Origin of the sequence: Pseudoalteromonas sp. PB2-1 (assembly GCF_045040605.1) — a bacterium.
GTDB classification, from domain to species: domain Bacteria; phylum Pseudomonadota; class Gammaproteobacteria; order Enterobacterales; family Alteromonadaceae; genus Pseudoalteromonas; species Pseudoalteromonas arabiensis.
Map to the genome: position 1 here is coordinate 2395029 of NZ_CP090667.1, position 20252 is coordinate 2415280.

A 20252-nucleotide genomic window follows, 5' to 3' on the forward strand; every position below is an offset into this window, starting at 1 on the left:
GGCTTTTTCGATTATAAGCTGTGTTTAGCAATAACCAAACGACATTAAACGTTTGTAACGCTGATCAAGCATTTCATCAAGTGAAAGGCCTTGTAGGTCAGCAAGGTCACGCTTAAGTTGGTTTTTAAGGTTACGTGCCATCGCATCGTAATTACGATGTGCGCCACCTAGTGGCTCATCAATAACGTTGTTGATTAAATCAAGCTCTTTAACACGTGCAGCAGTTACACCCATTGCTTCTGCAGCTAATGGTGCTTTATCTGCGCTTTTCCAAAGGATTGATGCACAACCTTCTGGTGAAATTACAGAGTAAGTACTGTATTGCAGCATGTTTACACGGTCGCCCACACCAATGGCTAATGCGCCACCTGAACCACCTTCACCGATTACGGTACAGATGGTTGGTACTTTTAACGCCGCCATTACTTTTAGGTTACGTGCAATCGCTTCACTTTGACCACGCTCTTCAGCACCAACTCCTGGGTACGCACCAGGGGTGTCGATAAAAGTCATGATTGGCATTTTGAAACGCTCAGCCATTTCCATTAAGCGCAGTGCTTTACGGTAACCTTCAGGCTTTGGCATACCAAAGTTGCGTTTGATTTTTTCAGCCGTGTCACGCCCTTTTTGCTGGCCAATAACCATAACTGGTTGACCTTCAAAGCGTGCAACACCACCTAAAATAGCAGGGTCGTTAGCAAAAGTACGGTCGCCTGCTAGTTCGTCAAATTCCGTGAAAATGCGCTCGATGTAATCACGAGTATAAGGACGCAACGGATGACGGGCTAACTGAGAAACCTGCCAAGCACCTAATTCAGAGAAAATTTTCTCTTTCATTTCAGCGCTTTTCTCTTTTAATCGACTGACTTCCTCTTCTAATCCAAGGTCTAATTCGCCAGCGCGGCTTACATTTTGTAATTCTTCAATTTTTGCTTCTAATTCTGCGATTGGAAGCTCAAAATCAAGATAATTGAGGCTCATGCTCTAAACTACCTAATTAATTAAATTCTAGTTCTACATCTTGCGCCGCCATCAGTGATAACTTATGAATTAAGTCATCACTAGGCGTAACACACCATTCGGTTCCTAAGGTAATCTCAGCCAACGCATCCGGACGTTGATAGAATACTTTTATAGGACAAGTACCAAACTTATAAGGTTCCAGTACTTTTTGTAAATTATCGAAGAAGTTCGCCTCGATTTGCACCATATTCAACGTCATTTTAATCGCTTTAATACGTTTTTCTCGCGCTTGAGCAATGGTGCATATGTCTCTAGCGGTCATTGTAATGCCACCGGAGAAGTTATCAAAGCTGACCTGTCCAGATATCACCAAGATATTATTAACTTGTAGCATATCTTGGTACATTTCAAACTGTTCTGGGAATAAGCGTACATCAATACGGGCACTCTTGTCATCTAAAGTTACAAGACCCCACCGATTTCCTTTTTTATTGATAAGGGTTCGTGCATTAATAACAAGGCCAGCAGCCGTTGACTGCACATCGCGGTTTGTTGGTTGTAAGTCAACCAGACGGCCCGATGTGTAATGTCTTAGCTCTTTTCTATACTGATTTATAGGATGACCAGTTAAATAAAGGCCCAATGTTTCTTTTTCGCCATCAAGCCATTCGTTATCAGTTAAACCTGTTGCTTTTATAAATGCTTGTTCAACTTCATCAGGCTCTGTGGCTAATAACCCAAATAAATCGGCCTGCCCTAGTGACTCAGCCTTATGATGCTGATCCGCTGCTCGCATGGCATCTTTTAAGCTGGCTAATAAAGTCGCACGACCTGGCTGGGTTTTATCTGGTCCTAATTGGTCAAGTGCACCGGCATAAATAAGTTTTTCAACCACGCGTTTATTTAAGCGTTTTAAATCTACTCGCGCACAAAAATCAAATAAATCTTTGAAAGCCCCACCTTCACTTCGCGCTTCTAAAATGGCTTCAACAGGCGCTTCACCTACTCCTTTAATGGCGCCAATACCGTATACAATCTCACCTTGTCGGTTAACCGTAAACTTGTACTCACCCGCATTCACATCAGGCGGTAACAAGGTTAGTTTCATGTTTTCACATTCATCAACCAAGGTAACGATTTTATCGGTGTTATCCATATCCGCCGACATTACCGCAGCCATAAACTCTGCTGGGTAATGAGTTTTCATCCACAGCGTTTGATACGACACTAAAGCATATGCAGCAGAGTGAGATTTGTTGAAACCGTAACCTGCGAACTTCTCTACCAAGTCGAAGATTTTCATTGCAAGTTCGCCGTCAACTCCGTTATTAACAGCTCCTTCTTCGAAGGTTGAACGTTGCTTTGCCATCTCTTCTGGCTTTTTCTTACCCATCGCACGACGCAGCATGTCAGCGCCACCTAGCGTATAGCCAGCCAGTACCTGCGCAATCTGCATTACCTGCTCTTGATAAAGAATGATACCGTAGGTCGGTTCTAGAATCGGTATCAAGCTATCGTGTTGCCACTGCACATCTGGATAAGATAACTCTTCTCGACCATGCTTACGGTCGATAAAGTTATCTACCATGCCTGATTGCAATGGACCTGGGCGGAATAGTGCTACCAGTGCGATCATATCTTCGAAGCAGTCGGGCTTTAGACGACGAATAAGATCTTTCATACCACGAGATTCTAACTGGAATACCGCGGTCGTTTCGGCGCGTAGCAGTAACTCAATACTTGGCTTATCATCAAGTGGAATGGCGTTGATATCAACTGGCTCTTTACCCTCACGGGCGAGACGCTCGTTGGTCATATCAAGCGCCCACTGCAAGATAGTAAGTGTTCTTAGACCTAAGAAGTCAAACTTAACTAAACCCGCCGTCTCAACGTCATTTTTATCAAATTGAGTGACTGGGAATTTACCCTCATCATCACAATAAAGGGCGGCAAAATCAGTAATCGTTGTTGGCGATATTACAACACCACCAGCGTGCTTACCGGCATTACGTGTACACCCTTCAAGGATGCGACACATATCAATAAGTTCTTTTACTTCCTCATCACCGTCGTAGGCTTCTTGTAACCGCGGCTCAACATCAAACGCTTTAGCCAAGGTCATACCCGGATCGCCCGGTACTAATTTCGAAATACGATCAACAAAGCCGTAAGGGTGACCAAGTACACGGCCTACGTCACGGATAACCGCTTTTGCAGCCATGGTACCAAAGGTAATAATCTGAGATACCGCGTCACGACCATAAAGCGCCGCTACGTGATCTATTACCTCATCGCGCCTATCCATACAGAAATCAACGTCGAAATCGGGCATTGAAATACGTTCAGGGTTCAAGAAACGTTCGAATAGTAAGTCAAATTCGAGCGGATCAAGGTCGGTAATTTTCAGCGCGTAAGCCACCAATGAGCCGGCACCTGAACCACGCCCAGGACCTACCGGAATATTGTTATCTTTACTCCATTGAATGAACTCCATTACGATCAAGAAGTAACCAGGGAAACCCATTTGGTTGATTACGTCGAGCTCTATTTTCAGACGCTCGTCATACTCACCACGTTTTTCTTTTCGCTCTTGCTCATCTGGGAATAAAAACTGTAAACGCTCTTCAAGACCATCTTCAGAGACCTTAACCAAGAAGTCTTCAATTTTCAGCGAACCGGTTGGGTAATCTGGTAAGAAGTAAGTTCCTAGCTGCACGGTTACATTACAGCGTTTGGCAATTTCCACAGTGTTTTCCAACGCTTCAGGAATATCACTAAATAGCTCAGCCATTTGCTCCGCTGTTTTTAGATATTGCTGATCTGAAAAGCGTTTAGGTCTGCGCTTATCTTCAAGCGTGTAACCATCATGAATTGCTACGCGAATTTCGTGAGCTTCAAAGTTTTCTGGTTTTAAAAACACCACTTCGTTCGTTGCCACCACAGGTAACTGCTCTTGTGCGGCAAGCTCTACGGCTAGGTGTAAATAATCTTCTTCTAATGGGCGCTCTGTTCGAATTAATTCAAGGTAGTAATGATCGCTGAAATGCTGTTTATAAAAGCTTACTACTGACTCAATAAGCCCTGCATTACCTTTCAGCAGTGCTTTACCTAAATCGCCGTCTTTCGCACCAGAGAGAATAATCAAGCCGTCTTTTAGTTCAACTAACCATTCACGATCAATAACTGGGCGATGAAATAAATGCCCGCGTTGATACGCCTTAGAAATCAATAATGTGAGATTTTTATAGCCGTCATTATCTTTCGCTAATATGGTTATACGACATGGTTCATCTTCAAACTCAGGGCTTCTTAGCCAAAAATCAGCGCCAACAATAGGTTTAATACCCGCGCCATGGGCAGCACCATAAAAACGCACCAAACCACATAAGTTCATTTGATCGGTGATTGCCAGCGCAGGCATTTGTAACTCTTCAGCCTTTGCAACTATTGGTTTAGTTTTAGCAAGACCATCCACCATTGAGAAGTCGGAGTGAACACGTAAGTGGACAAATTGCGGCGTTGGCATTAGCGTTGCTCTCCTTTTAACGCCAAAATGCGCTGCACAGGTTTAAAGCTTTTACGATGCTCTGCAATTGCACCATATTGTTCAAGTGCCGCAAAATGTGCTTTCGTCGGGTACCCCTTATGGCCTGCAAAACCATAATCTGGATAACGTTTATCAAGCTCGATCATTTCATCATCGCGGGCAACTTTAGCCAAAATGGACGCTGCTGAAATTTCAGCCACTAAACTATCACCTTTTACAACAGCTTGAGCGGGGACCGTTAATTGAGTTGGCACACGATTACCATCAATAAATACAAACTCAGGCTTTACACTCAAGCCTTCAACAGCACGACTCATTGCCAGCATAGTGGCATGTAAAATATTTAATTCGTCAATTTCACTTGGGCTACAACGGCCAATAGCATAGCAAAGTGCTTTTTCTTTTATTTCGGTTGCAAGCAATTGACGCTTTTTATCGGAAAGCTTTTTTGAGTCGGTTAAGCCTGCAATAGGTTTTGCTGGGTCTAAAATAACCGCGGCTGTGACTACATCACCGACTAATGGACCACGGCCAACTTCGTCGACACCCGCAATAAAGTTAACATTGGGTCGTTCAATCTGCATCTAGTAACTCCGCAACTGCAGCCGCAGCTTGTTCATTGGCATTTAATCTAATTTCTTTGTGAATAGCTAAAAAGCGTGCTTTGAGTTTTGCATTATCGGAATTTAACATGGGGGTTAATGCAGCAACTAAGTTCTCAACATTACACTCTGTTTGCAAATATTCAGGTACCAGTTCTTCATCTGCCAATAAATTTGGCAATGAAAAATATTTAATATTGAAAGTGAATAATGTTTTGAAAATCCAATAACTCATTGGCTTTATTTTATATCCAACAACCATGGGCTTTTTGTAAAGCATGCCTTCAAGTGTTGCCGTACCTGATGCCAGCAAAATAGCATCCGCCGCTTGCATAGCGAGGTTTGATTTACCGTCTAGTAACTTTAACTTTAACGTGGGTGCTGTTTTTTCCAACACATCGCAAAATTGAGCTTTTCGTTTTTCATTAACTAACGGCACCACAATTTTCAGCTCAGGGTTCGCAGCTTGTAGCTTTGCAGCAGTTTGAATATAAGTTTCGCTTAACAGGCCAACCTCTGAGCCACGACTGCCTGGTAATAACGCAAGCACCTTATCCATTTGAGCTAAACCTAACTGATGGCGTGCATCATTTTGGTCATGTTCAAGCGCAATATCATCTGCAAGCGTATGCCCAACAAATGTACAAGGGACATTATGCTTATCATAAAATGCTTTTTCGAACGGTAACAGTGCTAACACTAAGTTAGTTGCAGCACTAATTTTGTGAATACGTTTTTCACGCCATGCCCACACCGACGGACTAACATATTGAACCGTTTTAATACCTGCCTCTTTTAAAGGTTTTTCAACACGCAAGTTAAAGTCTGGTGCATCAATACCAATAAATACATCAGGCGGGTTCTCGATAAAATGCTGTACAAGCTGTTTACGAATTTTAAGTAAACGCGGTAAGCGGCCTAAAACTTCGACGAGCCCCATAACCGATAATTCATCCATATCAAATAGTGTTTTGCAGCCAGCCGCTTGCATACGTGGGCCTGCAATGCCTTCAAATATGGCATCTGGAAAACGGACTTTAAGTGCTTTTACCAGCCCTTCACCTAAAATATCACCCGATAACTCCCCTGCCACCAAGGCAATACGTAACGGCGTTTTTTGTTCTTTCATTCGTTGATAATTCGCAACTCAAAGGCACATATAAAAATTAGTTTACCGTGTTTTAGCAACAGGATAAATGTCACGCGCTGAATAAATACTAGAAATTGAAATAACGCTCAAAGGTTAATCATTTAGGTCACTCTACATCACTTCAAAGTTCAGCATACTAAAGGCTGATACCTCAAATGAAGTAATCGCTACCCATTAAGTAATAACTGAATATCTTATTCTTTAAAGTAATTAATCATTTGAAACTTTAGAGCTTTATCTCTAACCTGTAGAAATGGTGAGCAGTGATTTCACCTTATTTTCTTATTTAACTATTGACTAAAATGAATACAAGGTTACTATTTACGAAGTTTCAATAAATACTGAAACTTTGATAATTTAAATTTGTCGTGTCTACCGCACCGTTTACAAGGAGCTAACCAATGATAGATGAAACGTTTGTGGATCTATCGCGATTGCAATTTGCAATCACTGCCCTATTTCACTTCCTATTTGTTCCTCTTACCTTAGGTATGACGTGGATTTTAGTGATCATGGAGTCCGTTTATGTGATGACTGGTCGCGAAATTTATCGTGATATGACTAAGTTTTGGGGTAAGTTGTTTGGTATAAACTTTGCTATTGGTGTGGCTACAGGTCTAACCATGGAGTTTGAGTTTGGTACCAATTGGTCTTATTACTCTCACTATGTGGGCGATATTTTCGGCGCACCTCTTGCCATTGAAGGTCTGATGGCCTTTTTCCTCGAATCGACGTTCGTAGGTATGTTCTTTTTAGGCTGGGAACGACTAACAAAGCGCCAGCACCTTGCTGCAACCTTTTTAATGGCACTGGGAACAAACCTATCTGCACTGTGGATTTTAATTGCTAACGGTTGGATGCAAAACCCTGTGGGCGCAGAATTTAACTATCAAACCATGCGTATGGAAATGACCAGCTTTGCTGAGCTTGTGTTCAACCCTGTTGCACAGGTTAAATTTATTCATACGGTATCTGCAGGTTATGTTGCTGCCTCGATGTTTGTATTAGGCATTAGTAGCTGGTACATCTTAAAAGGTCGTGACCTCGCTTTTGCTAAGCGCTCATTCTCGGTGGCTTCCGGTTTTGGTCTTGCCTCTATTTTGTGTGTTATTTTACTTGGGGATGAATCTGGCTATGAAGTGGGTGAAGTTCAAAAGGTAAAACTCGCCACCATTGAAGCTGAGTGGCATACCGAAGAAGCGCCTGCGGCATTCACCTTAGTCGGTATTCCTGACTCGGAAGAACAAGTCACGCATGCTGCGGTTAAAATCCCTTATGTTATGGGTATTATTGCAACACGCTCAATAGATGAGCAAGTAACCGGTATCAAAGAGCTTGAAGAACAACATGAAGTACGTATTCGCAATGGTATGCTTGCCTATGAATACCTTGAAAAGCTTCGTAGCGGTAATGATACAGCTGAAAATATTGCCAAGTTTGACACGCTAAAAGATGATTTAGGCTACGGTTTACTTCTGAAGCGTTATACGCCAAATGTCGTTGATGCTACAGAAGAACATATTCAAAAAGCAGTTAAAGACTCCTTTCCTAAAGTAGGCCCAATGTTTTGGTCATTTAGAATCATGGTGGGCTGCGGTGTACTTATGCTTGGGGTATTTGTTCTGGCATTTTATTACAATGCACATCGTGTGATTGAACAAAAACGCTGGTTACTATGGGCTGCGGTATGGAGTATTCCACTTCCTTGGATTGCCATTGAGTTTGGTTGGATTGTCGCTGAATACGGCCGTCAACCTTGGGCTATATCAGAAATTTTACCAACCTTTTTAGCAACATCGTCACTGACCGTTAATGATCTTTTAATTAGTATCACAGGCTTTATCGTATTTTATACTGGGCTTGCTGCGGTAGAAGGCTGGTTAATGCTGCGCTTTATTAAGCAAGGCCCAAGCTCGCTTCATACAGGTAAATATCATCATGAACTTGCTAAAGTAGATAGCCAAGGAGCTCAGTCATGATTTTTGATTACGAAACACTTAAATTTATCTGGTGGCTACTAATCGGTGTATTACTGATTGGTTTTGCCGTGACCGACGGCATGGATATGGGTGTAGCAATTTTGCTTCGCCTAGTAGGTAAAACAGATGTAGAACGCAGAACAGTTATTAACACCATTGGTGCTCACTGGGATGGGAACCAAGTGTGGTTTATCACCGCTGGCGGCGCACTATTTGCAGCATGGCCAATGGTCTATGCTGCGGCCTTCTCAGGCTTTTACTTTGCCATGATGCTGGTGTTATTCGCACTCTTTTTTAGACCGCTAGGTTTCGATTACCGCTCTAAAATTGAGTCAACCCGTTGGCGTAACAATTGGGATTGGGGGCTTTTTGCTGGCAGCTTTATTCCTGCGCTCGTTTTTGGGGTCGCATTTGGTAACTTATTACTAGGTGTGCCTTACCATATTGATGAGCTATTGCGTGTAAGCTATCAAGGCTCATTCTTTGCCTTACTCAATCCTTTTGCGATTGTTGCAGGCTTGATCAGTGTATTGATGTTAGTTGGACATGCTGGTATGTGGTTACAACTTCGAACAGATGCTGAGGTTGCGAAACGCTCAGCACAGTATGGACGATACGCACTCATGGCATTTATTGTGTTATTCGCTATTGCTGGTGTGTGGATATCACAAATTGAAGGCTATCGAATTGTTAGCATGGGTGATACGCAAGGTTATGCAAACCCACTTGCAAAAACCGTAACTCAAGCGCCTGGAGCATGGCTTGATAATTACAGCAAAATGCCACTAACCATGTTGTTCCCTGCTCTTGCATTTGTAATGGCTATTCTGGCGCTGGTGTTTTCAAAATTACACAAGCCTGCACTAGCACTTGTGTCCTCAAGTCTAATGCTTGCAGGGGTTATTCTTACCGCAGGTATGTCAATGTTCCCATTTGTGATGCCATCGAGCAATAACCCTAATATTAGTTTAACGATGTGGGATGCGGTTTCGAGCCATATGACCCTCAATGTTATGTTTGTTGTTGCCATTATTTTTGTTCCTTTAATTTTAACTTACACGACCTGGTGTTATGTGAAGATGTGGCGCAAAGTAACGATTAGTGAAATTGAAAACAACACGCACGGTAGCTATTAAGGAGGTTTAATTATGTGGTATTTCGCCTGGATATTAGGTGTTCTATTAGCCTGTACACTTGGGGTTATCAACGTCATGTGGTACGAATTTCACCAACATAAAGATTCCATCGCTGATGATGAGCTAGAGCTGTACGCGAGACTCAAAAACAACGATGACAACTAAACCCCGACCAAATCGCGCGCAGCAGCATACGCTGCGCGCGTTCTTAAAGCAGTATAGCCAGTCCGCTTCAGGGCTTCTGAAACTAAGCATTAGTCTGGGCACACTCAATGCCCTGTTAATGATTGCCTCTTGCTATTTACTGGCAAACACAGTTCATCAAGTTATGTTTGAACAAGCAAGTTTGCAAGCTGTCACTCCTTTACTATGGCCCCTTGCAGGCCTTATTGTGCTTCGCGCCCTATTAGTTGCATTGAGTGAGCGAGTGAGTAGCCTTGCCGCATTAAAAATAAAAACGGTGATGCGCAATACATTACTTGCGAAGTTAACTAAACTAGGCCCTGGTTACAGTGAACACAAAGGGTACGGCGCAACGCTTAATACCTTACATAATGGTGTTGAAGCACTTCATCAATATTACGCAAACTACATTCCAAGCGTGGCGTACAGCGCACTTATTCCACTCGCTATTTTAGTGGTCATTTTTCCAACCGATTACAAAGCAGGGCTAATTTTCCTATTAACTGCCCCGCTTATTCCATTTTTTATGATTTTAGTTGGTCACAAAGCGGAGCAACTCAACCAAGAACGCTGGCAACAGCTCGCGGTACTTGGCAATTACTTTTTTGATCGTTTGCAAGGACTGACTCAGCTTAAGCTGTTTAATGCGACCAAACGCGAGCTAAATAATATTAGCCAGATTTCTGATGACTACCGTGGTGCAACCATGGGGGTGCTGAAAGTCGCCTTTTTATCCTCTTTCGCCTTGGAGTTTTTAGCTACCATTAGTGTTGCGCTTGTTGCAGTAATTATCGGCTTTAGACTGTTTTTTGGTACCCTCGATTTTGCCACTGGATTTGTGGTGTTACTACTGGCCCCTGAGTTTTACTTACCACTTCGACAAATGGGCACTCACTATCATGCAAAGTTAGAAGGGATCAGCGCCGCTGCTGATATGGTTGATATAATTAATCACAGCGAAGCACATGAGCATACGGGTTCATCACAATTATCAACACCGCTAAAAGACATACATGTGCATGGACTCACTTATCATTACCCTGACACAAACGAAGGGGTCACCGACATTAGTTTAAGTCTGCCGAATAAAGGGTTAATTGCATTTGTTGGAGAGAGTGGCTCAGGTAAAAGTACCCTCTTTGATTGCCTTTTAGGTTTTCACCATCAAGCTAACAGTGCCATCAATATTAACGGACAAGCACTCAGTGATATCGCACTACATAATTGGCAGGCGCAACTTGCGTGGATCCCACAACAAGCCACACTATTTTATCGAAGTGTTGCCGACAATCTACGCCTTGCCAAACCAGATGCAAGCCATGATGAACTTATTGCGGCCACTCGAAAAGCAGGCGCACTTGAGTTTATTAACGCCTTACCAAATGGCTTTGATACTATGCTGGGTGAACAAGGGGAAGGCCTCTCTGGCGGCCAAAAGCAGCGTATTGCTCTTGCTCGTGCATTTTTAAAGAATGCACCAATTCTAATGCTTGATGAGCCAACAGCACACTTAGACAGCCAAACAGAGCAGCTAATCAATCAAGCAATCCGAGATTATGCAAACGATCATTTAGTGCTGGTTATTGCTCATAGGCTTAATACGGTAAAACACGCGGACAATATTTACGTTATGCAGCAAGGTAAAATTATCGAGTCGGGTCATTATCAGCAACTCACTGAACAAGCGGGTCTGTTTGCTAAACTTGTGAGTCGAGGTGAAGCGCATGTATAACTTCATTCGCTTATTAAAACTGTGCAAACCTCATGCTGGCATGTTGCTACTGGGCGCTTTTTTAGCAAGCTTGACTGTGCTTGCTAATGTTGGCTTGCTTGCAATATCTGGCTGGTTTTTAGCCGCAATGGCAGCCGCTGGCATTGCAGGTGTACATATGAATTATTTTACACCTGCAGGAGTTATTCGCTTTTTAGCCATTGTAAGAACTGCATCACGGTACGGCGAACGAATGATCACTCACAATGCTACATTTTTATTGTTAAGCGAAGTTCGTGTAAAAATGTTTGCAACACTGAGCCGACTCAACAACGTTGATTTGGCAATGAGTCGCAGTGCCGACCTTGTGAATCGTTTGCAAAATGATGTGGATGCCCTTGATAAATTTTACTTAAATATCTTACTTCCCATCATAATAGCCTTATTCACTATTCCAATTGTCATGGCATTTATGAGCGCATACAACGCGAAGGTAGCTTTGATTTGTTTTATATCGTTGATGATAATTGGTGTACTGCTACCAGTCTTATTAAGTCATAAACTACACAAACAAGCAGATACCGAGACCAGACTTTCAGCTGAGCTAAGAGCTGAGCTTGCCGATACGTTAAAAGGAAACCGTGAACTTGCAATTTATCAAGCGCATGATGCTCAGTTAACACGCTGCGATACACTTAGTCAGCAATATAATTCGCAACTTTATACTCGCCATAAAGCCATCGCGAACAGCAATGGTTTAAGCATTTTTGTTATACAATTAACCATGCTTGCAAGCGTTTTTGTGATTATTCCTTTGGTTGCAACGGGCGCTATGAAAAATGTTGAATTGGCAATGCTCGCACTATTCGTCTTGGCTAGTTTTGAAACTGTACTTACCCTGCCCGCAGCTTTTATTGAGCTCCCTGTCGCTTTAAGTGCAGCAGAGCGGTTATTTTCGCTAGCGGACAAACAAACACCAGCGCCTTACAAAAAGCACGACCAAGTAAATAATCAACACGCGCTCGGCTTAGAATTAACTAATGTGAGTTATCAATACTCTGGGGCGCATAATTACGCTTTGAGGGATATTAATCTATCCATTGCAGCTGGCAACAAAGTAGCACTGGTTGGTGCAAGTGGCAGCGGTAAAACAACATTAGTAAATTTACTCACCGGACTTTGGCCTTTACAGTCTGGCTCATTAAAACTGTTAGCGGCAGAACACAGTATTGAACTTAGTAGCCTAGACGCTAACGAACGCTTTATGCAGCTCACGATTGTCGCCCAACAGCATCATATTTTTGATGGCACACTAAGGGAAAACCTACGCTATGCGGCACCGGATGCAACGGATGAAATGCTATTACAAGCTTGCAAACAGGCAGAACTTGGCTCATGGCTGAATAACTTAAAAAACGGCCTCAATACCCGTTTAGGCACCGCAGGAAGAAAACTCTCCCATGGTCAGTCACGTCGTATTGCTATTGCGCAAGCATTATTAAGACAAGGTCATTTTGTGGTTCTTGATGAACCAACGGAAAGCTTAGATAATCACACTAAGCACAGTTTACTTAATACACTCGAAAAGGTCTGGGCTGATAAAACCGTGCTAACAATCAGTCATGATCCTGTTATGTTGAATCGTGTTGATAAAGTCATTTGGTTAGAACAGGGGCAAATAAGAGCAATGGCAAGCCATGCTGAGCTGGTTGAGAATCAGCCAGATTATGTCGAGCTCATCACTCGTTTTTAATCAAGTTGCTCAACGGTAACGTCAATAACGCCTTGCTGCAAAGAAGCTATTTGTGAAAATGCCTTTTTAGACAAATCAATAATTCGACCGTGAACAAACGGACCACGGTCGTTAATGCTAACAATCACACTTTTATTATTTGCGATATTCGTCACTTTTACGCGGGTACCAAAAGCGAGATCTAGGTGAGCTGCACTCAATGCTTGTTGATTAAACACTGTACCGCTGGCCGTTGTACGACCATGGTATTTGTCCGCATAAAAGCTGGCTTTACCTCTTTGTACCTCGGCACTTGAGTTTATTGTAGGCGAGCTACTGCAGCCACTTAAAATTAAGCTTAACAATGCAAAGACGATGAGTTTGTTCATATTACTAGATCCTTTTTTGCTGTGAAGATAGCAAGCACTGACTTAGCAAAACCTGAACTATAAAAACAACAAAGCCACCTTACGGTGGCTTATGTAGGAGTTCGCTTATGATTAGCGAATAATTCCGCGCTCAGAGCTTTTCACAAAGTCGATCATCAGCTGAACAGCTGGGTATTTCGCTGCGTCTTCGCTCAGCTCAGCAATTGCTTCCTCAACACCTAAGCTCTTACGATAAAGTGTTTTGTAAGCGCGTCGAGTCGCCATTACTTCATCACTTTCAAAGCCACGACGTTTCATACCTTCAGTATTGATTGCGACTGGGCCTGCTGGCGTACCAATGGTTGTAACAAACGGCGGTACGTCTTTATTAACACCTGAGTACATACCAACAAAAGCATGTGCACCAATCTTACAAAACTGGTGAACACCCGAGTTACCCGCAAGGATCACCCAGTCACCGACGTGTACATGACCAGCAACAGAGGCGTTGTTAGCAAAAATCACGTTATCACCCACGACTGCATCATGAGCAACGTGCGTGTAAGCCATAAACAAGTTGTTACTACCAATTTTAGTCACACCTTGATCTTGAATCGTGCCACGGTGAATTGTTGCACATTCACGAATGACATTGTTGTCACCCATAATCAAAGTAGTTGGCTCATTCGCGTATTTTTTGTCTTGGCAAGCTTCACCAACCGATGCAAACTGAAAAATATGGTTACCAGAACCAATTGTCGATGGGCCTTTGACAACCACATGAGACTCAATGATACAGTTATCACCAATCGTTACATCGTTGCCAATATAGCTATAAGGGCCAACTGAGACATTTTTTCCAAGCTTCGCACCTGGTTCGATTATTGCCGTAGGATGGATCACTATTAAAACTCTCTTCTCGCACACATGATTTCGGCAGTACACACAACTTTGCCGTCAACTTTTGCTTCTGCTGCAAACTTCCATATATTGCGGCGCTCTTTAACAAACTCTACATGCAAATGCATCGTATCGCCAGGTAATACTGGTTGCTTAAATCGTGCATTGTCAATGGCAGCAAATAAGTAAAGCTCATTATCGCTACGATTTTCAACTGTTTTAAAACCTAATAAGCCAGTTGCTTGAGCCATTGCTTCTAATATCAACACCCCTGGAAAAATTGGTTGATTTGGAAAGTGGCCTGTAAAAATAGGTTCATTCACTGTTACATTTTTAATAGCATGTAACGACTTGCCTGGCGTGTAATCTAAAACACGGTCAACAAGTAACATCGGATAACGATGCGGAAGTAAATTCAAGATATCTTGAATATCAAGACTATTTAATTCATTTGCCAAAATAGCATCCTTATTTGTCTTCAATATTGAGTGACTTAGTCAGTGACTCAAGTGCTTTTAAGCGGTCTTTCATATCACCAAGGTTTCGGATATGGGCAATACTACGACGCCATTCTTTGTTGTTTTGATGAGGCAAACCTGATGAGTAAATCCCAGGTTCAGTGATTGCTTTTGTCACCATACTCATGCCCGTGATTATAGCACCATCACAGACACTGATGTGACCATTAATTGCAACCATGCCGCCAATTTGACAATGTTTACCAACAACAACACTGCCAGCAAAAACAGTGCAACCAGCAACAGCTGTTCCCGAACCGATCTCGACATTATGCGCTATTTGACATTGATTATCGATAATTACGTTACTATGGATAAGTGTGTCATCGAGTGCGCCACGATCAATCGTTGTTGAGGCACCGACTTCAACTTTATCACCAATAATTACACGCCCTAATTGCGGTATTTTAATCCATTCACCACGCTCATTGGCGTAACCAAACCCATCGCTTCCTACGACTGTATTTGCTTGAAACAGACAGTCACTGCCAATTTCAACTTCATGGTAAATACTGACATTAGCCCAAAGCTTTGTTCCTTGGCCTATTTTTACCTGCTCACCAATAAAGCAACCTGGACCAATCTGCACATCGTTTGCAATGACCGCATTAGCTTCTATCACCACATTGGCAGCGATCGAGACATTATCTCCAATTGATGCTGAATCATGGATGACTGCACTAGGGTGTATCCCTACTGATGCGCTGCGGGGTGTTGTATCCATTAACTGGGCAAGCTTGGCGTAGCATACATAAGGATTAGCAATAATGAGCTTATTGCCACTAAAATAGTCGGCGTCTGCCGGTGATAAAATCACCGCACTGGCATTGGTGCTCTCTAACTGAGAACGATATTTTTTGTTCGCCAAAAATGCAATATGCCCAGATTGGGCATTTGCAAGTGTTGATATTTTTTTAATCTCTTGAGTGCCATCGCCGTGTAGCTCAGCACCCAAAAGATCCGCAATCTGCGAAAGCGTGTAGTTTTGCATATGTAATTTCTATTGCTTACTTACTTTTTCAACAACTTTATCTGATAAGTCAGACACTGTTTTCGGGTTAACGTAAATTGTTGTTTCTTTAACTTTTACTTCGTCGTACTTACCAGCTTTAGCCACTTCTTCAATCGCATCGAGAATTAGCTTTTGAACTTTTGCTAACTCTTGGTTTTGACGCATTTTGATTTCTTGCTCTAACGGACGACCCTTTTCAGCCAGCTGTTGTTGCATACCTTGAATCTTAGTACGTAATTCTTCTTTTTGCTTGTCACTCATTGTTGTTGCTTCACGCTTGAACTTTTCAGCTTCAAAACGGATATCACCCTGCAATTTTTCAAGCTCTTGACGGCGTTCAGCAAACTCAGCTTCAAGTGTTTGCTCTACTTTTGCCATTTGAGGGATTTGTTTATAGATTTCTTGCATGTCAACAATAGCGACTTTATGTGCAAATGCACTGGTAGACAGACCCATTGATAAAGTAGCAAGTAGTGCAAACGCTGTTGATTTAATTGATTTTTTCACAAAAAACTCCTTTAGAATGTATTACTAATATTAAAGCTGATGGTCTTCGTATCGTCATCTTCTTCTTTTTGCAATGGATACGCAAAACTGATCAGCATCGGACCCATTGGAGAGATCCATTGTAGTGAAAGACCGGTTGATACCCTAAAGCGCATCGGATCTGAATAATCCTCTAGTTTTGCGCGTTGATCAGGGGCTAAGTTTTGGTAACGGTCAACGTTAAACTCTGTATCCCATACGTTCGCAGCATCTACGAAGAAGCTTGTACGTACAGAACTCGTGTTTTCTTCATCCAAGAATGGAGTTGGTACAATCAGCTCCATACCTGCAACCGCTTTAGCGTTACCACCAATTCGGCCTTGCAATCTTAATACGTCAAATTCTGACGCCCCACCAATACTGCCGGTTGTTGTACCATCGTCTTGTGGCGTACCTGGGATTGTTTGCGGTGTACGTGATACAGCACGTGGTAAAATGGTATTTCTATCAAAACCACGTAATTCCATCTCAGTAATACGGAAGTACTCTTGGAACGGTAATGTTTGATCAAACCCATTGGTTGAACCGTAACCATTACCATAAGCAAGCGCTGCACGTGTTGAGAATACCCAACGATGGTCATTACTAATCGGCCAGTAAAAACGTGAGTCATAATTTAACTTAAAGTAAGTTAAATCTGAGTTCGGTGTTGTTGCCGTTAGATTAAGTGATTGACGCGAACCCGCTGATGGGAATAAACCACGGTTTACAGTCACTCGCGACCAACCTGTGCTCAACTCGTATTTAGTAAAGTTAAAGCCAGCATCTGGGTTTTCAGGGTCTAAGAAGGTTTCTCGCATTACGCGTGTTTGCTCGTATTCTGCGATATCCGATAACTCTTCTTCAATCCAACGGATACCGAAATTTATACGGTTTACAGCATCAATTGGGAAACCAATATTGGTACCGATACCATAGCTTTTCGATTTATAGTCGATGAGGCTAAATTTACTTGCATCATAGTTACTATAGAAAATGCTACTGCCCTGCGAAACACCATCTGGGGTGAAGTACGGGTCAGTATACGATAAGCTAATACGCTCTGAACCGCGTGACGTATTGATATTAAAACCAATTTGGTTACCAGTACCTAAGAAGTTCGACTCACTGACACCAATGTTAAATTGCAGACCTAAGTAAGAACCATAGGCAAGACCTGCATTAAAGCTACCTGCTGACTGTTCTTTCACGGTAAAATCGACGTCTACTTGGTCATCAACACCAGGGACAGGAACAACATTGAAGTCAACGCTTTCCATATACGGCAAACGTTGGATTTGCAATTTAGAGCGTTCAAGGTTTTGATTAGAAAGCCACGCACCTTCAAGCTGGGTCATTTCACGACGAACAACTTCGTCTGAAGTATTTTGGTTACCGCCAACGATAATACGACGCACATATACACGCTTGCCAGGGTCTACCGACAGCGTTAACTGCACTTCTTTATTTTCATCATCGATTTCAGGAATCGTGCGTACTTCAGCATTCGCATAGCCAAATCGGGCTAGGTAGCTCTTAATAAACTCTTCTGATGAGGTAACCACAGAACCGTTATACAATTCACCCGCTTTAAGTGGAATAACACTTTTAATAAGCTCTTCGCGGCCAAGTAAGTCACCGATAAAGTCAAACCCTTTTACAGTGTATTTAACACCCTCAGTCATGTTTGCAGTCACATATACTGAATCTCGCTCAGGGCTCACAGACACTTGTGTGGAATCAATATTAAAGCGTAAGTAACCACGGTCTAGATAGTAACTGCGGATTTTTTCAAGATCGCCTTCAATCGTTTGTTTCTGATAGCGGTCACTTGACATGAACTTCCACCATGGCAAATCTTGTTGAGATTCAGCCAATTTGAGCAGCTCTTCATCTGAGAAAAGTTCATTACCAACAAGGTTTATTTGACGAATTGACGCAGCGTCACCTTCATCAAACTTAAATAATAACTTTACACGGTTACGAGGTAGCTTGGTGATGCTTACTTCAACTTTAGCATTGTATTTACCAATACTATGGAAGAACTCAACAAGCCCTTTTTCAATATTATCAAGGACGGTTTTATCAAGAGGCTCACCGGTACGAATATCTTGTTGATCAAGTGATTCGTTTAGCTGCTCATCTTTAATATCTTTATTGCCGTCGAATTCAATCAAACTGATTGTTGGGCGCTCAGTGACACGGAAAATAACATTATTGCCGTCACGCAACGCTTTAATATTATCAAAGTGACCTGAACGATAGAGTGACTTTATGGTTCTTGAAATTGTGTACTCATCAATATTATCGCCCACGTTGATCGGAATATGCGTCAGTGCAGCACCTAATGCAACACGTTGTAAACCTTCAACTTTTAAATCTTCTACAATAAAGGAGTTTTGGCCTAGGGCTGCAAAGCTTGCACCTAATAAACTTGAAACTGCCAAATGTTTTTTTATAGCCATTTTGTTATCTTTATCCTTTACAACTGTATTACCGCTCAACACCTTGTAAATTTAACTTTTTGCAGTGTTTTACAATCGTGTTCAAATTGGAATTTTCCGCTTACTTGTTATAAACGTGATACATCATTGAACAAAGCGAAACATGTTAAAAATATGAGCAGTAAGGCGCCCAATTTAAAACCAAACTCTTGTGTCTTTTCAGAGACAGGCTTCTTACGAAAAAGTTCAATTATGTAATACATTAAGTGCCCACCATCAAGCACTGGCAACGGCAATAAGTTAAATACGCCAAGGTTAACACTGATTAATGCTAAAAAGCTTAAAAATGCAACCAAGCCATAGCTTACGCTAGTCCCCGCCCCCACTGCAATGCCTACGGGCCCACTTAAGTTTTTAACTGACACTTGACCCGTAATGAGGTTGCCAATCATATCAAAACTTAAGGTTATTAAACGCCATGTTTCTTTTATGCCCAGCACAATACTATCGACAGGGCCATAATGTCTAGTTTCAATGTAGTTTTCTGGCCAAGGCTCGACCTTTGGTGCAACTCCTAAAAACCCTTGCAACACGCCAGCATCGTTATCACGGCCATCGGGTGTGACAGTAAGTGACTCAATGTTACCTTGTCTTTTTACACTAAATTGTAAGGATTTGTTAGGTGATTGTTGAATTATAGAGACTAACTGGGTCCAATCGCTGATATTTTCGCCATTTACTGCTGCGATTGTATCATTTACCTGAAGACCAGCCCGCTCAGCTGCAGAACCTTTATTGATTTGCGCGACCGTTAATGTCGCTTGAGGTCTAAATGGAACAATACCAATCGACGTTAACGGAGGCACATCTTGTTGGTCTAATTTCCACCCATCTAGGTTCAATGTACGAACATGCTTTTGGTAATTTTGGTCGCGTAATGTCACCACAACACTTTGCTCACCTAAACGACTCATTAATGAGAAAGTAGCATCTTGCCAAGTGCTAATATCATCTTCACCTATTTTGATAATTTGTTGGTTTGCTTCGATATTTGCTGACTCTGCACGGCTACCTTGCGTGACCTCACCAACGACAGGTTTTAATGACTGGACGCCCACCATATACATTACCGCAAGGGCAAAAATAGCAAATAAGAAGTTCGCCATGGGACCCGCTGCAACAATGGCAATACGGGCTTTTACAGACTTGGCATTAAATGATAGATGGCGCTGCTCCGGCGGGACTTCGTCAACTCTTTCATCCAGCATTTTAACATAGCCACCCAATGGGATAGCAGCAATGACGTATTCTGTTTTATGCTTGTCGTACCATTTTATAAGTGGTTTGCCAAAGCCAATTGAAAAGCGTAAAACCTTTACACCGGCTTTACGCGCCACCCAAAAATGACCATATTCATGCACGGTCACTAAAATTCCCAGTGCAAGAATGAATGAGCCTAAATTCCAGAAAAAATCAAACATC

The 20252-nt window shown here is 42.3% G+C and carries 16 protein-coding genes; 5 read left to right on the forward strand and 11 right to left on the reverse strand.

Translation table 11 applies throughout. The annotated features are described in order from the left end of the window. Positions 1–24: 24 nt before the first annotated feature. The 4 genes from accA to lpxB are packed head-to-tail and all read right to left on the reverse strand — an operon-like array spanning position 25 to position 6241. A complete protein-coding gene (gene accA, locus L0Z67_RS11220; protein ID WP_054553102.1) occupies positions 25–981 on the reverse strand; it encodes an acetyl-CoA carboxylase carboxyl transferase subunit alpha in 957 nt (318 codons plus the stop codon). A gap of 16 nt (positions 982–997) precedes the next feature. Further along, on the reverse strand, positions 998–4489 hold the full coding sequence (dnaE, locus tag L0Z67_RS11225; RefSeq protein ID WP_237114259.1) for a DNA polymerase III subunit alpha: 3492 nt from the start codon (positions 4487–4489) through the stop codon (positions 998–1000). Further along, complete coding sequence (rnhB, locus tag L0Z67_RS11230; protein WP_062569891.1) at positions 4489–5094, reverse strand: ribonuclease HII; 606 nt, start codon at positions 5092–5094, stop codon at positions 4489–4491. The genes dnaE and rnhB overlap by 1 nt, the downstream gene beginning before the upstream one ends. Further along, positions 5084–6241 carry a lipid-A-disaccharide synthase gene (gene lpxB, locus L0Z67_RS11235; protein ID WP_062569890.1) on the reverse strand — a complete coding sequence of 386 codons (1158 nt, stop codon included), beginning with the start codon at positions 6239–6241 and terminating at the stop codon, positions 5084–5086. Before lpxB ends, rnhB begins: the two co-directional genes overlap by 11 nt. 422 nt (positions 6242–6663) lie before the next feature. Here lpxB and L0Z67_RS11240 point away from each other — a divergent pair, with 422 nt between their 5' ends. Genes L0Z67_RS11240 through cydC form a run of 5 tightly spaced genes read left to right on the forward strand, consistent with a single transcriptional unit; the run spans position 6664 to position 13024 of the window. Beyond that, positions 6664–8241 (forward strand): cytochrome ubiquinol oxidase subunit I, encoded by a 1578-nt coding sequence (locus L0Z67_RS11240; protein WP_062569889.1) that lies wholly within the window; start codon positions 6664–6666, stop codon positions 8239–8241. After that, a complete protein-coding gene (gene cydB, locus L0Z67_RS11245) occupies positions 8238–9377 on the forward strand; it encodes a cytochrome d ubiquinol oxidase subunit II (RefSeq protein ID WP_062569888.1) in 1140 nt (379 codons plus the stop codon). Before L0Z67_RS11240 ends, cydB begins: the two co-directional genes overlap by 4 nt. 12 nt (positions 9378–9389) lie before the next feature. After that, positions 9390–9542, forward strand: a complete 153-nt coding sequence (gene cydX, locus L0Z67_RS11250) for a cytochrome bd-I oxidase subunit CydX (protein WP_036969707.1) — start codon at positions 9390–9392, stop codon at positions 9540–9542. Further along, positions 9532–11292 carry a thiol reductant ABC exporter subunit CydD gene (cydD, locus tag L0Z67_RS11255; RefSeq protein WP_405128043.1) on the forward strand — a complete coding sequence of 587 codons (1761 nt, stop codon included), beginning with the start codon at positions 9532–9534 and terminating at the stop codon, positions 11290–11292. Before cydX ends, cydD begins: the two co-directional genes overlap by 11 nt. Then, positions 11285–13024, forward strand: a complete 1740-nt coding sequence (gene cydC, locus L0Z67_RS11260; RefSeq protein ID WP_405128044.1) for a thiol reductant ABC exporter subunit CydC — start codon at positions 11285–11287, stop codon at positions 13022–13024. The genes cydD and cydC overlap by 8 nt, the downstream gene beginning before the upstream one ends. Here cydC and L0Z67_RS11265 read toward each other — a convergent pair. The 7 genes from L0Z67_RS11265 to rseP all read right to left on the reverse strand — a co-directional run bounded on the left by L0Z67_RS11265 (position 13021) and on the right by rseP (position 20251). Further along, complete coding sequence (locus L0Z67_RS11265; protein ID WP_193987559.1) at positions 13021–13392, reverse strand: septal ring lytic transglycosylase RlpA family protein; 372 nt, start codon at positions 13390–13392, stop codon at positions 13021–13023. The two genes, cydC and L0Z67_RS11265, sit on opposite strands and share 4 nt — an antisense overlap. Before the next feature lie 111 nt (positions 13393–13503). Further along, positions 13504–14274 (reverse strand): acyl-ACP--UDP-N-acetylglucosamine O-acyltransferase, encoded by a 771-nt coding sequence (gene lpxA, locus L0Z67_RS11270; RefSeq protein WP_062569884.1) that lies wholly within the window; start codon positions 14272–14274, stop codon positions 13504–13506. 2 nt (positions 14275–14276) lie between these two features. Next, entirely contained in the window at positions 14277–14729 is a 453-nt protein-coding gene (gene fabZ, locus L0Z67_RS11275) for a 3-hydroxyacyl-ACP dehydratase FabZ (RefSeq protein ID WP_062569883.1), read from the reverse strand. Positions 14730–14739: 10 nt separating this feature from the next. After that, the gene (gene lpxD, locus L0Z67_RS11280) at positions 14740–15780 is read right to left on the reverse strand and encodes a UDP-3-O-(3-hydroxymyristoyl)glucosamine N-acyltransferase (RefSeq protein ID WP_062569882.1); all 1041 of its coding nucleotides are present in this window, start codon (positions 15778–15780) and stop codon (positions 14740–14742) included. A 9-nt stretch (positions 15781–15789) separates the two neighbouring features. Continuing rightward, on the reverse strand, positions 15790–16308 hold the full coding sequence (locus L0Z67_RS11285) for an OmpH family outer membrane protein (RefSeq protein WP_062569881.1): 519 nt from the start codon (positions 16306–16308) through the stop codon (positions 15790–15792). Between the two features lie 11 nt (positions 16309–16319). Further along, the gene (bamA, locus tag L0Z67_RS11290) at positions 16320–18791 is read right to left on the reverse strand and encodes an outer membrane protein assembly factor BamA (protein ID WP_062569880.1); all 2472 of its coding nucleotides are present in this window, start codon (positions 18789–18791) and stop codon (positions 16320–16322) included. A gap of 107 nt (positions 18792–18898) precedes the next feature. Then, positions 18899–20251, reverse strand: a complete 1353-nt coding sequence (gene rseP, locus L0Z67_RS11295) for a sigma E protease regulator RseP (RefSeq protein WP_237127060.1) — start codon at positions 20249–20251, stop codon at positions 18899–18901. Position 20252: the final 1 nt, after the last annotated feature.

Coding starts and splice junctions, on each gene's coding strand:
- bamA (WP_062569880.1), bottom strand. CDS start 18,791: ATGGCTATAAAAAAACATTTGGCAGTTTCAAGTTTATTAGGTGCAAGC.
- rseP (WP_237127060.1), bottom strand. CDS start 20,251: ATGTTTGATTTTTTCTGGAATTTAGGCTCATTCATTCTTGCACTGGGA.
- lpxB (WP_062569890.1), bottom strand. CDS start 6,241: ATGAAAGAACAAAAAACGCCGTTACGTATTGCCTTGGTGGCAGGGGAG.
- rnhB (WP_062569891.1), bottom strand. CDS start 5,094: ATGCAGATTGAACGACCCAATGTTAACTTTATTGCGGGTGTCGACGAA.
- dnaE (WP_237114259.1), bottom strand. CDS start 4,489: ATGCCAACGCCGCAATTTGTCCACTTACGTGTTCACTCCGACTTCTCA.
- cydD (WP_405128043.1), top strand. CDS start 9,532: ATGACAACTAAACCCCGACCAAATCGCGCGCAGCAGCATACGCTGCGC.
- L0Z67_RS11265 (WP_193987559.1), bottom strand. CDS start 13,392: ATGAACAAACTCATCGTCTTTGCATTGTTAAGCTTAATTTTAAGTGGC.
- cydX (WP_036969707.1), top strand. CDS start 9,390: ATGTGGTATTTCGCCTGGATATTAGGTGTTCTATTAGCCTGTACACTT.
- cydC (WP_405128044.1), top strand. CDS start 11,285: ATGTATAACTTCATTCGCTTATTAAAACTGTGCAAACCTCATGCTGGC.
- accA (WP_054553102.1), bottom strand. CDS start 981: ATGAGCCTCAATTATCTTGATTTTGAGCTTCCAATCGCAGAATTAGAA.
- L0Z67_RS11240 (WP_062569889.1), top strand. CDS start 6,664: ATGATAGATGAAACGTTTGTGGATCTATCGCGATTGCAATTTGCAATC.
- cydB (WP_062569888.1), top strand. CDS start 8,238: ATGATTTTTGATTACGAAACACTTAAATTTATCTGGTGGCTACTAATC.
- lpxD (WP_062569882.1), bottom strand. CDS start 15,780: ATGCAAAACTACACGCTTTCGCAGATTGCGGATCTTTTGGGTGCTGAG.